The organism is Corynebacterium jeikeium (assembly GCF_028609885.1).
GTDB lineage: Bacteria > Actinomycetota > Actinomycetes > Mycobacteriales > Mycobacteriaceae > Corynebacterium > Corynebacterium jeikeium.
The window spans coordinates 2,213,768-2,227,160 of the sequence record NZ_CP063195.1 but is presented as its reverse complement, the minus strand read 5'-3'; the positions used below and the strand labels follow the sequence as shown (position 1 = coordinate 2,227,160).

Here is a 13,393-nt window from a genome sequence, read left to right as displayed (position 1 = left end):
TCAACAACGAGATCAGCAACGTCAAGTTTTCACCGAAGACCGTCGGTCATCACCGTTCGCGCGAACCTTAACAGGGGAGAGTGGGCAGGAGATTGAAGGATCATCGTCATAGATGACGGCCCACGCAGGTAACACGATTAGACGTTCGGATCGGATTCCAGCCCTAGAAAGCCGGGGATCCTACGAATGCGCCTTGTGTTTCTTGCGTAAAACGCCGGAAACGCGAGGCGCTTTGTCGTTTATGTACAGTGTTGCCCTTCAACAATGATCGTCGGTGGACGTACTGCAAAAACGTACACCGTAAACATCAGGAAGGAGGCGAGAGTATGGCTAATCCGAAGAACACCGCTTCGCTGGAAGAGCTCAAGGCACGCTTCGAGCAGGCACAGTCCACTCTGTTGACCGAGTACCGTGGCCTGTCCGTGGCTGAGACCACCGAGCTGCGTCGCGCATTGGGTTCGGACGTTACCTACTCCGTCGCCAAGAACACCATGATCAAGCTGGCTGCACGCGAAGCCGGCATTGAGCTTGATGAGTCCCTGCTGACCGGTCCTACCGCAATCGCATTCGTTAACGGCGAGGCCGTGGATGCTGCGAAGGCTATGAAGGACTTCGGCAAGGATCACAAGAACTTCGTGATCAAGGGTGGCTACATGGACGGTGCCACGATTGATGCAGCTCAGGTTGAGGCAATCGCCGAGCTGGACAATCGCGAAACCACGCTGGCCAAGCTGGCCGGTGCCATGCAGGGTTCCTTGGCAAAGGCCGCAGGCCTGTTCAACGCACCAGCATCCCAGGTTGCACGCCTGGCCGCTGCACTGCAGGAGAAGAAGGAACAGTAAGTTCCCTCCGCTCATACATAAGACATAAAACATTTTGCCGGCCGGGCCGCCAACACTTTTCGGCCAACCGGCGCAACTACGAAAGGATGCCATCATGGCTAAGCTCACCAAGGACGAGCTCATCGAGGCTTTCAAGGAAATGACCCTCATCGAACTGTCTGAGTTCGTTAAGGAATTCGAAGAGGTCTTCGACGTCACCGCTGCTGCTCCGGTTGCTGCTGTTGCAGCTGCTCCGGGCGCTGAGGGCGGCGCTGCTGCTGAGGAGAAGGACGAGTTCGACGTCGTTCTGGAGGACGCAGGCGCTAAGAAGATCGGCGTTATTAAGGTTGTCCGCGAGATCGTCTCCGGCCTGGGCCTGAAGGAGGCCAAGGAGCTGGTTGAGGGTGCTCCGAAGGCTCTGCTGGAGGGTGCTTCCAAGGACGACGCTGAGGCTGCTAAGACCAAGCTGGAAGAGGCTGGCGCAAAGGTCTCCCTCAAGTAAGCTCGCCTTACTTCCCGCGCTTCGGTCTAGTGCCGAATGCGTTGGTATAGCAAGTAAAGCAAAGCCGCTGGGAATCACATTTGGTGATTTCCGGCGGTTTTTTGTTGTCTTGCTACGCTTAGGGGACGATTGATAAACCGTGTGCCTGACCTTTCAGGTGCGCGGATCGATAGAACTGATCTAAACGCAGATGGTGGCAGAGAAGTGACTAATAAAGAGGGCTCCGGCAAAGGCCTATACATTCTGGGTGCGCTCGGTGCACTGATTGGCGTAGCACTGATCACTGTGGGCGTCATGCTCCCTAAGGTTGTATCGAACGACAAGGCTGTGCCTCTAGACCTGGCTGCGACGACGATCACCTTGAACGATCCTGCGTCAGTCATTGGCCCGAACTACCAAGGGGTAGACGGCAAGGAGGATGTGACGGCGCCGGTCAACAGGCAGTTCAAGATCACGCTCGAAGAACCTGCTACTGACGAGGAAGCTAGCGCGCGCGTTGGTGTGACGACCGCCCGAGCGGACGTGAAAGACGACCTGGAATCTTTGCTAGATGCGCAGGTATGGAGCTTTACCGTGGACCGCCGGACCGGTGAGGCGAAGGGTAATGCGAAGGTTTCGGACACTCCCGCTACACCGGCTACCGACGGGGAGATTGCCGGTTACTGGGCCAAGTTCCCTCAGGGGACTGAGCAGCGCTCTTACGATTACTTCGATATGACGCTACGTCGGGCGTTGCCTGCGGAGTTCACCGGCACGCGTAATGTGACCACCGCCGATGGCCACGAGCACGAGCTTTATGTATTCCGCCAAGAGATCCCGGCAACTTCCGTGGCCAAGGAGTATGCGGGAGTGCGCAACACCATCACCGTTGAAGGGGAGGATGGAAAGCCGCAGCGTGCCCAACTGTTCCATGAGGGATGGCGCGAGCTGACAGTGGAGCCAAAGTCTGGCTTGCTGGTTAGCGTGGAGGAGAACGTAAAGGACACGTACCGCGATGACTCTGGTAAGGACGTGCAGAACCTGCTGCAGTTCCATGGGAAGACTCCGCAGAGGGTAACGCAGTCCATGCTGGATCAGGCCATGGAGGTTAGCGGGCAACGCCACACTGATAAGTGGGGGGTTGCATTGATTGTCGCGGGTGTTATTGTGGCAGCAGCATCCGTGGTGTTGGTTCTGTGGCGGCGCGCTAAGCGTAGGGCTGAGCGACGAGAAGAGCGTCGGGCCGAGAAGCGAGCAGGGAAGCCCGCTGAGGAACAGGCCGACGAGCAGCCTGAGAACTAGTCTGAAGAAGCCTAGACAATCGCGCAGCGATGCTATAGGATAGTTCGTTGCGCTGGATTTGAAGTGTTGAGCTATCGGCTACAACGAAACGACTACAAAGCTACGCAGAAGTGATGTGAAGACATTACATATGAAGCAGACTTTGCCAAACGTGCCAAAAAGGCCATTTGACAAGGTCGTTTAGTCGTTTCTGCGTGGAGATAGTTTGGCAGGGAAAATCCAACTAAATCGACCATCACGAGACCGTACACACACAATCACGACCGCGCACTACAGCTCCACCACGTAGTGCCGACCGATGTTGTGCTGGAAGGACCCATCTTGGCAGTCTCCCGCCAGACCAGCTCAGTGGCCGGAATTCCCGGAGCTCCGCAGCGACACAGCTTTGCGAAGATCGACGCTCCAATTGAGGTTCCAGGCCTTCTAGACCTCCAACGAGAGTCCTTCGCTTGGCTCGTTGGCACGCCCGAATGGCGTGCACGTGCCCAAGCAGAGGCAGGGGAGGGCGTCCGCATCATGAGCGGACTTGAGGAGATTCTCGAGGAGCTCTCTCCGATCGAGGATTACTCCGAGAACATGTCCCTCACCCTGTCCGAGCCCCGCTTCGATGACGTGAAGTCCACCATCGACGAGGCGAAGGATAAGGACATCAACTACGCGGCACCGCTGTATGTGACCGCGGAATTCACCAACTCCATGTCTGGTGAGATCAAGTCCCAGACGGTCTTCATCGGTGACTTCCCGATGATGACCGACAAGGGCACGTTCATCATCAACGGCACCGAGCGTGTCGTTGTCTCCCAGCTTGTCCGTTCCCCGGGCGTGTACTTTGACGCCTCCATCGACGCATCTACCGAGCGTCCGCTGCACTCTGTGAAGGTGATCCCTTCCCGCGGTGCATGGCTGGAGTTCGACGTGGACAAGCGCGACACCGTTGGCGTGCGCATTGACCGCAAGCGTCGCCAGCCGGTTACCGTGCTGCTGAAGGCACTGGGGCTGACCACGCAGGAGATCACCGACCGCTTCGGCTTCTCCGAGCTCATGATGTCCACCCTCGAAAAGGATGGCGTGGACAACACCGACGAGGCTCTGCTGGAGATCTACCGCAAGCAGCGTCCGGGCGAGTCGCCGACGCGCGACTCCGCGCAGGCTCTGCTGGAGAACTCTTTCTTCAAGGCGAAGCGCTACGACCTGGCTAAGGTTGGCCGCTACAAGGTCAACCGCAAGCTGGGCCTGGGCGGCGACACCGATGGCGTGATGACCCTCACGGAAGAGGACATCCTGACCACCATCGAGTACCTGGTGCGCCTGCACGCCGGTGAGAAGTCCATGACCTCCCCGGACGGCACCGAGATCCCGATTGATACCGACGACATTGACCACTTCGGCAACCGCCGTCTGCGTACCGTCGGCGAGCTGATTCAGAACCAGGTTCGCGTGGGTCTGTCCCGCATGGAGCGCGTCGTGCGTGAGCGTATGACTACGCAGGATGCGGAGTCGATCACCCCGACCTCCCTGATCAACGTTCGCCCAGTTTCCGCGGCTATCCGCGAGTTCTTCGGCACCTCTCAGCTGTCGCAGTTCCTGGACCAGAACAACTCCCTGTCCGGCCTGACCCACAAGCGCCGCCTGTCCGCGCTGGGTCCGGGTGGTCTGTCCCGTGAGCGCGCTGGCCTGGAGGTCCGCGACGTTCACCCGTCTCACTACGGCCGCATGTGCCCGATTGAGACTCCTGAGGGTCCGAACATTGGTCTGATCGGCTCCCTGTCCTCTTATGCTCGCGTGAACCCGTTCGGCTTCATCGAGACCCCGTACCGCAAGGTTGTGGATGGGCAGATCACCGATGAGGTCTACTACTTCACTGCGGACGAAGAGGACCGCCACGTGATTGCTCAGGCGAACACCCCGTTCGATGAGAATCACCGGTTCACTGAGGAGCGCATTGAGGTTCGCCTGCGCGGCGGCGACGTGGAGGTCGTCCCGTACACCGAGGTGGACTACATGGACGTGTCGCCGCGACAGATGGTTTCCGTGGCAACCGCTATGATTCCGTTCCTCGAGCACGACGATGCTAACCGTGCACTGATGGGTGCCAACATGCAGCGTCAGGCTGTGCCGCTGCTGCGTTCCGAGGCCCCGTACGTGGGTACTGGTATGGAGCTGCGTGCCGCTTATGACGCCGGCGACATGATCATCGCACCGAAGGCTGGCGTGGTTGAGTACGTCTCCGCTGACTACATCACCGTCATGGACGACGAGGGTGTGCGCGATACCTTCATGCTGCGCAAGTTCGAGCGCACCAACCAGGGCACCTGCTACAACCAGAAGCCGCTGGTGGACGAAGGCGACCGTGTTGAGGCAGGCCAGGTTCTGGCCGATGGCCCGGGCACCGACAATGGCGAGATGGCACTGGGTAAGAACCTGCTGGTTGCCTTCATGCCTTGGGAAGGCCACAACTACGAGGACGCCATCATCCTGAACCAGCGCATGGTTGAGGAAGACATTCTGACCTCGATTCACATCGAGGAGTACGAGATTGACGCCCGCGACACCAAGCTGGGCCCGGAGGAGATCACCCGCGACATTCCTAACGTGGGCGAGGATGTCCTGGCTGACCTGGACGATCGCGGTATCGTCCGCATCGGCGCGGACGTTCGCGACGGCGACATCCTGGTCGGTAAGGTCACCCCGAAGGGTGAAACGGAGCTGACTCCGGAAGAGCGCCTGCTGCGCGCCATCTTCGGTGAGAAGGCCCGCGAGGTCCGCGATACCTCTATGAAGGTGCCACACGGCGAGACCGGCAAGGTTATCGGCGTTCGCGTGTTCTCCCGTGAGGATGACGACGACCTGGCCGCAGGCGTGAACGAGATGGTTCGCGTCTACGTTGCCCAGAAGCGCAAGATCCAGGACGGCGATAAGCTCGCCGGCCGTCACGGCAACAAGGGTGTTGTCGGCAAGATCTTGCCGCAGGAGGACATGCCGTTCCTGCCGGACGGCACTCCGATCGACATCATCCTGAACACCCACGGCGTGCCGCGTCGTATGAACATTGGTCAGGTCCTGGAGGTGCACCTGGGCTGGCTGGCTAAGGCCGGTTGGAAGGTCGACACTGACTCTCAGGATCCGAAGATTCAGAAGATGCTGGAGACCCTGCCGGAGGAGCTATACGAGGTTCCGGCGGACTCCCTGACCGCCACCCCGGTGTTCGACGGTGCTTCCAACGCGGAGCTGTCCGGTCTGCTGCGTTCCTCGCTGCCGAACCGCGACGGCGAGCGTCAGGTCGACGACTTCGGTAAGTCCAACCTGATTGACGGCCGTTCCGGCGAGCCTTTCCCGTACCCGGTTGCAGTGGGCTACATGTACATGCTGAAGCTGCACCACCTGGTCGACGAGAAGATCCACGCTCGCTCCACTGGTCCTTACTCCATGATTACCCAGCAGCCGCTGGGTGGTAAGGCGCAGTTCGGTGGCCAGCGCTTCGGTGAGATGGAGGTGTGGGCAATGCAGGCATATGGTGCCGCCTACACTCTGCAGGAGCTCCTGACCATCAAGTCCGATGACGTGGTTGGCCGTGTGAAGGTGTACGAGGCGATCGTGAAGGGCGAGAACATCCCGGATCCTGGTATCCCGGAGTCCTTCAAGGTCCTCCTAAAGGAGCTGCAGTCGCTGTGCCTGAACGTTGAGGTTCTGGCTGCCGACGGCACCCCGATGGAGCTGTCCTCTGACGATGACGATGAGCTGGAGAACGCTAACGCGGCTCTGGGCATCAACCTGTCCCGTGACGAGCGTCCGGATGCTGACATGGACGTCAGCTAGGGCGTTGACGACCCTAAACATCTGACTTTCGTACATTCGCCGTATTTCCGGCGCCTGAGCCCGACAAACAACACAGCTTAAGGCGCCGTAACTACCCAAAGCCCTCCAGAAAGAGGAGGGGAAAGGAAGTCCACGTGCTGGACGTCAACTTTTTCGATGAGCTTCGCATCGGTCTAGCGACTGCGGACGACATCCGTCGCTGGTCCCGTGGCGAGGTCAAGAAGCCTGAAACCATTAACTACCGCACCCTGAAGCCGGAGAAGGACGGCCTGTTCTGCGAGCGCATTTTCGGCCCCACCCGTGACTGGGAGTGTGGCTGTGGCAAGTACAAGCGCGTGCGCTACAAGGGCATCATCTGTGAGCGCTGTGGCGTTGAGGTGACCAAGTCCAAGGTTCGCCGTGAGCGCATGGGCCACATTGAGCTTGCCGCGCCTGTTACCCACATCTGGTACTTCAAGGGCGTGCCTTCTCGCCTGGGCTACCTGCTGGACCTGGCTCCGAAGGATCTGGAAAAGATCATCTACTTCGCCGCCAACATCATCACTTCCGTGGACGAGGAGGGTCGCCACAACGACCAGTCCACTCTCGAGGCAGAGATGCTGCTGGAGAAGAAGGAAGTCGAGCAGGAGCGCGACGCGGAGCTGGCCGACCGAGCCAAGACTCTCGAGGACGACCTTGCCGAGCTCGAGGCTGCCGGTGCCAAGAACGACGCTAAGAAGAAGGTGCAGAACGCAGCCGACCGCGAGATGCGCCACATCCGTGAGCGTGCTGAGCGCGAGATCGACCGCCTGGACGAGATCTGGAACACCTTCGTCAAGCTGGCTCCGAAGCAGATGATTGTGGATGAGAACATCTACAACGAGCTGGTTGACCGCTACGAGGATTACTTCACCGGCGGTATGGGTGCAGAGGCCATCCAGACCCTGATCCGCAGCTTCGACCTCGAGGCCGAGGCCGAGTCCCTGCGCGAGATCATCCGTGACGGCAAGGGCCAGAAGAAGCTGCGCGCTCTGAAGCGCCTGAAGGTAGTCGCAGCGTTCCTGCGTTCCGGCAACGACCCGGCCGGCATGGTTCTGGATTGCATCCCGGTGATCCCGCCGGAGCTGCGTCCGATGGTGCAGCTGGACGGTGGCCGCTTTGCGACCTCCGACCTGAACGATCTGTACCGTCGCGTTATTAACCGCAACAACCGCCTGAAGCGCATGCTGGATCTCGGCGCACCCGAGATCATCGTGAACAACGAGAAGCGCATGCTGCAGGAGTCCGTCGACGCACTGTTCGACAACGGTCGTCGCGGCCGTCCGGTTACCGGCCCGGGCAACCGTCCGCTGAAGTCCCTGTCTGACCTGCTGAAGGGCAAGCAGGGCCGCTTCCGCCAGAACCTGCTGGGTAAGCGTGTGGACTACTCCGGCCGTTCCGTGATTATCGTTGGTCCGCAGCTGAAGCTGCACCAGTGTGGTCTGCCGAAGCTGATGGCTCTGGAGCTGTTCAAGCCGTTCGTGATGAAGCGCCTGGTGGAGAAGTCCTACGCGCAGAACATCAAGTCCGCCAAGCGCATGGTGGAGCGCCAGCGCCCCGAGGTGTGGGACGTTCTGGAAGAGGCTATTGCCGAGCACCCGGTGATGCTGAACCGTGCGCCTACCCTGCACCGCCTGGGTATCCAGGCCTTCGAGCCGATCTTGGTTGAGGGTAAGGCTATCCAGCTGCACCCGCTGGCTTGTGAGGCTTTCAACGCGGACTTCGACGGTGACCAGATGGCTGTTCACCTGCCGCTGTCCGCAGAGGCACAGGCTGAGGCTCGCATCCTGATGCTGGCTTCCAACAACATTCTGTCCCCGGCATCCGGTAAGCCGCTGGCTATGCCGCGTCTGGACATGGTCACCGGTCTGTACTACCTGACTCTGCTGAAGAAGCCGGAGGAGTTCGGTGGCCAGGGTGCTTTCGCACCGGCTACAGAGGAAGGCCCCGCACAGGGCGTGTACTCCTCCCTGGCTGAGGCAATCATGGCCTACGACCGTGGCGTACTCGGCCTGCAGGCTCCGATCCACGTGCGCATCAGCCACCTGCGTCCGACCGCGGAGATCGAGGCCGAGCTGTTCCCGGATGGTTGGCAGCGAGGCCAGACCTGGCTGGCGGAGACCACCCTGGGTCGCGTGCTGTTCAACGAGCTGCTGCCGTGGAACTACCCATACGTAGAGGGCGTCATGGCGAAGAAGCCACAGGCTGCCGTCATTAACGATCTCGCGGCGAAGTACCCGATGATCACCGTGGCGCAGACCGTGGACAAGCTGAAGGATGCCGGCTTCTACTGGGCAACCCGCTCCGGTGTGACCATCACCATGCACGACGTGCTGGTTCTGCCGAATAAGCAGGAAGTTCTGGATAACTACGAGGCCAAGGCCCGTGTTATCGAGAAGAAGATGGCACGCGGCAAGATCAACGAGGCCGAGCGCTACCAGTCCCTCGTGGACCTGTGGAAGGAAGCCACTGACTTCGTTGGTCAGTCCGTTGAGGATCTGTACCCGGATGACAACCCGATTCCGATGATCGTGAAGTCGGGTGCTGCCGGTAACATGCGTCAGATCTGGACCCTGGCCGGCATGAAGGGCATGGTTACGAACTCGCGCGGTGAGTACATCACCCGCCCGATTAAGACCTCCTTCCGTGAAGGCCTGTCCGTGCTCGAGTACTTCAACAACTCCCACGGCTCCCGTAAGGGCCTGGCCGATACGGCACTGCGTACCGCCGACTCGGGTTACCTGACCCGACGTCTGGTGGACGTGGCACAGGACGTCATCGTGCGCGAGGACGACTGTGGCACCAAGCAGGGCGCTGTTATGCCAGTGGCCGTTCCGGTTCTGGACGCCGAGGGCAAGCCGACCGGCAACTACACCCCGGCGGACTTCGTCGAAACGTCTGTTCTGGGTCGCTACCTAGCTAGTGACGCCACCGCCTCCGACGGCACCGTCGTCGTTGCCGAGGGCAACGTCATTGGCGAGGGCGAGCTGAAGGCTCTCATCGAGGCTGGAGTGGAGGAAGTAAAGGTCCGCTCCGTGATGACCTGTGCTACCAACACCGGCGTGTGCTCCACCTGCTACGGCCGTTCCATGGCGACCGGCAAGAAGGTCGAGATCGGCGAGGCCGTTGGTATCGTTGCCGCCCAGTCCATTGGTGAGCCGGGTACCCAGCTGACGATGCGTACGTTCCACCTGGGTGGTGTCGGTGGCGACATTACCGGTGGTCTGCCGCGTGTTCAGGAGCTGTTTGAGGCTCGTGTGCCGAAGGCGAAGTCCCCGATCGCGTCGGTGGACGGCAAGGTGCGCATTGAGGACGACGACAACTTCTTCACCCTCACCATCGAGCCGGATGACGGTTCCGACGATGTGGTGTACGAGAAGCTGTCCAAGCGCCAGGGCCTGGCAACGCTGGGCACCGGTGGCGTGGAGCGCCCGATCCGCAATGGCGACCACGTGAAGATGGGCCAGCAGCTGCTTAAGGGCGCTGCCGACCCGCACGAGGTTCTGCGCGTGTTGGGCCGCCGTGGCGTGCAGCAGCACCTGATCAACGAGGTCCAGAAGGTCTACCGCGATCAGGGTGTGGCCATCCACGACAAGCACATCGAGATCATCGTGCGCCAGATGCTGCGTCGCGTGACCGTTATCGACTCTGGTTCGACCGAGTTCCTGCCGGGCTCCCTGGTGGATCACGCCGATGCAGTGGCAGCGTCCAAGGAAGCCGTGAAGGCTGGCGGCCGTCCGGTAGAGGTTCGTGCGGAGATCATGGGTATCACCAAGGCCTCCCTGGCAACCGAGTCCTGGCTGTCCGCGGCCTCCTTCCAGGAGACCACCCGCGTGCTTACCGACGCTGCTATCAACAAGCGTTCGGACAAGCTCATCGGTCTGAAGGAGAACGTGATCATCGGTAAGCTGATCCCGGCCGGTACGGGTATTTCCCGCTACCGCAACATCAGTGTTGAGCCGACCGAGGAGGCCCGCGCAGCGGCTTACTCCCTGCCGTCCTCCTTCGGCGATGGTTTCTACGCCGACGACACTTACGGTGAGTTCACTGGTGCTGCCGTGCCGCTGGACGATATGGATCTGATGTAACTCAGTCTCCAGCGCGAATCAGTAGGTTCGCTTAGAGCGGGTGCTTCCCTAACGCAAGGGGAAGTACCCGCTTTTTCTTGCGGTGCCTTATCATGTGCTGCATGGGCTTTATGTTTCGAGATTCCAAAAATTTCGGTCCGTTCAAGGTGAACACCTCTTCCGGCGGAGTGGGTGGTTCCACCCGTATCGGACCGATGCGCATTACCCAGCGCGCCGACGGTCGCCAATCCGTGACGATCCACACCCCGATCCGGGGTCTGAACTTCACCAAGACATTCGGCAGCAAGCGTCGCTAGTTTCGCGCCACCGCGCTGATTTCCTAGTTCCTTAAGGCGCGTTTAGTCTTCTTTGTTGCTGTCGCCGACCATGGATCCTCGGGCCATGGGTGCTTCGGATAGCGCCCCCGCATGTCTTTGCGCACGCCCTGGTAAGGGCCGTCCCAGAAGCTTTTAAGATCATCGGTGACAGCTAGTTCGCGCCCCGCTGGCGAAAGCAGGTGGAACAGAACTTTTTTACCTGCAATAGTGGGGGATTCTGCCAGTCCAAAGCATTCCTGCAGCTTGACGCGCACTATCGGTCGTCCGGTCTCGTATCCAATCTTCGGTGCAGACCCACTGGGCACTTCCAGCCGTTCCGGCACCAGTTCATCCATTCGCCCTGCCTCGGGCCACGGGAGTTGGCGCATGATCGCCTGGTAGGCGTCGATATCGACGATTCTTTCGCCCGCGACCACTCGCTCGGCCTCTGGCGTGTAATCGCCTGTGGCAAGATCCGGCCAAGGTTCCCCCAGCTGCTGACGCAGGTAGTCGACTCTCTCTTTTACTATTGACGCCCCCTCCGTCATCTGTAGCCACCCAAGTCCCTCGGCTGCTAAGGCTGCGACGGCCTGGTGCCTATCTGCCTCGCTGAGTTCGCTGACCGAAACTGGCGTACTGGAAAGCTCGATGGCTCCGAGGTGGCGGGTGCGCCGGGCCCGGAGCTTGCCTTCAGTTATGTGTGCGGTGACGTCTTCCCGGATCTGCGATGGGCTTGGCTGCTGCAGGCTTGCTGCGGCACGGATCAGGGGAGTACGTCCTAATTGCACTTCTGCCACTGCCAGCCATTCGGAGCCACTGAGTGTGCGGCGCAACTCAGGGGCCAGCGTGGCACGGGTGCCGGAGGCCAGCAGATACACTGCCTGGTCGGCGTCTGTGCCCACGAGTTTGGCCACACGGTCGGGGTAGGCAGAGGCCACGATGTCGCCCGGAGTAGCCGTGCCATGGTCATTCACCATCCGGGCGAAGCGACGGACCTCGGAAGCTGGTGGCTTTGCTTCGGCCAGATCCCCTTGCAAACCGGTAGCCAGCGCCGCGACAACTTTGGCTGCGCCTGAGCCGTGCGCCAGCAGGGCTGCTCCGAGGCGTGGGTCGGCGGGAATGCGCGCAAGCTTCTGGCCTAACTCGGTAATGGAACCCTTTGAGTCCAGGGCACCCAGATAGTGCAGTTCCTGGTGGGCAACGGTGAGAGTTGCGGCCGGAGGGGCGTCGAGAAGAGAGATATCGGGGGAACCCCATGCGGCGAGCGTGAGAGCAGCGGCGACAAGATCCGAGGAGAGGATCTCCGGGGTGATGTCGGGTGCAAAGTGGGAGTAGTCAGCGGCAGAGTAAGCACGGTAGACCTGGCCTGGGCCAAGGCGCCCTGCGCGACCAGCACGTTGATCGGCGCTAGCTCTGGAAGTGGAGGTAGTGACAAGCCCGGACATCCCGCGTGCTTGGTCGCGGCGGGGTGTGCGAGAAAGGCCTGCGTCGATGACCGCGTGGACACCGGGAACAGTCAGGGAAGATTCGGCGATGGAGGTCGCGACCACGATGGGGGAGTCTCCGGTCAGTGCTGCGTCTTGTTCCTGGGACGTCAAGCTGCCATGCAGCGGGGCAGCGTCGGGGAGGTGGGTACAGACCCAGTCGATTTCTTTACGTCCGGGGACGAAAACGAGTGTGCGGTGATCCGCGTGACCAGACTCGCGCTGGTTGTCGATAGCCTGTTGTGCGAGTTTGGCAACATGGCGATAGAAAGCGGGTGAGCCCTGTGCACGTTCGGGGTGAGGGTGATAAGAAATCTCGAGGGGGTGGGTGACTGCTGGAGTGGATACAACCTGCGCACCCATGTACTCCGCGAGCTTCTGCGTGTCGACAGTGGCGGACATGGCGCACAGGTAGAGCTCCTCGGTGGGGTCGCCTTCACGCAGCATGGCGACTTCCTGGCACATGGCCAACACAAGGTCGGAGTCCAATTGGCGCTCGTGGACTTCGTCGATGAGGACCGCACCCACGCCCTCTAAGGCGGGGTCTGCAAGCAGGCGATTGAGGAGCACACCCGGGGTGACGAAGTCCACGAGAGTTCCTGGGTGATGTTCGCCGCGGATGCTATAACCGACCCGGTCACCGACGCGGGTGCCGTCCAATTGCGCAAGGCGCCGGGCAGCCGCGCGGACGGCCACGCGACGAGGCGCGGTGACGAGTACTTTCTGCGGAGGGGCTGTTTGCACTGAGCTCTGCAAAATATTGGAGAGTGCTGGAGGGACTAGGGTTGTCTTACCAGTTCCCGGCGGTGCTTCCACCACCAAAGGGCCGCGTTGGGGGATTCGGGGGAGCAGCTCGGCGGCGGGTAGCCCCTCGCCGATGGATGCAAGGTCGAACGGGTAAGGAAACATCGCGATGATTGTAGGCCAGTGCGTTTAAGAAAATGGGATTTGGTAGCTGGCACAAGGTGCACTAAACTTCTTCCCCGTAGATTGTATTGTCTCCGCTGGTGCAGTGGTGGCCACAGGTTAGCCGAGGTTTATGCCGGGCTAACGTCTAGGCCGGTTGTGCAGCTGGAGTGCGATGCAG

At 60.5% G+C, this 13,393-nt stretch carries 7 protein-coding genes; 6 read left to right on the top strand and 1 reads right to left on the bottom strand.

Annotation, left to right across the window (positions count from 1 at the left end; translation table 11 throughout):
- Nucleotides 1-326: 326 nt before the first annotated feature.
- The 6 genes from rplJ (at nt 327) to CJEIK_RS09965 (ending at nt 10,822) form a co-directional block, all read left to right on the top strand.
- Complete coding sequence (gene rplJ, locus CJEIK_RS09990) at nt 327-842, top strand: 50S ribosomal protein L10 (protein WP_005292022.1); 516 nt, start codon at nt 327-329, stop codon at nt 840-842.
- 94 nt (nt 843-936) lie between these two features.
- Complete coding sequence (gene rplL / locus CJEIK_RS09985; protein ID WP_005292020.1) at nt 937-1,323, top strand: 50S ribosomal protein L7/L12; 387 nt, start codon at nt 937-939, stop codon at nt 1,321-1,323.
- 204 nt (nt 1,324-1,527) lie between these two features.
- Nucleotides 1,528-2,604, top strand: coding sequence for a cell envelope lipid trafficking protein PgfA (gene pgfA, locus CJEIK_RS09980; protein WP_005292018.1), 1,077 nt, complete (start codon nt 1,528-1,530; stop codon nt 2,602-2,604).
- 303 nt (nt 2,605-2,907) lie between these two features.
- The gene (gene rpoB / locus CJEIK_RS09975; RefSeq protein WP_034964199.1) at nt 2,908-6,420 is read left to right on the top strand and encodes a DNA-directed RNA polymerase subunit beta; all 3,513 of its coding nucleotides are present in this window, start codon (nt 2,908-2,910) and stop codon (nt 6,418-6,420) included.
- A gap of 134 nt (nt 6,421-6,554) precedes the next feature.
- Entirely contained in the window at nt 6,555-10,526 is a 3,972-nt protein-coding gene (locus CJEIK_RS09970) for a DNA-directed RNA polymerase subunit beta' (RefSeq protein ID WP_005292015.1), read from the top strand.
- A 101-nt stretch (nt 10,527-10,627) separates the two neighbouring features.
- Complete coding sequence (locus CJEIK_RS09965) at nt 10,628-10,822, top strand: DUF4236 domain-containing protein (RefSeq protein ID WP_005292014.1); 195 nt, start codon at nt 10,628-10,630, stop codon at nt 10,820-10,822.
- 23 nt (nt 10,823-10,845) lie between these two features.
- On the opposite strand, the gene CJEIK_RS09960 is transcribed toward CJEIK_RS09965, so the two are convergent.
- The gene (locus tag CJEIK_RS09960) at nt 10,846-13,215 is read right to left on the bottom strand and encodes an ATP-dependent RNA helicase (protein ID WP_034964038.1); all 2,370 of its coding nucleotides are present in this window, start codon (nt 13,213-13,215) and stop codon (nt 10,846-10,848) included.
- Between the last annotated feature and the right edge of the window lie 178 nt (nt 13,216-13,393).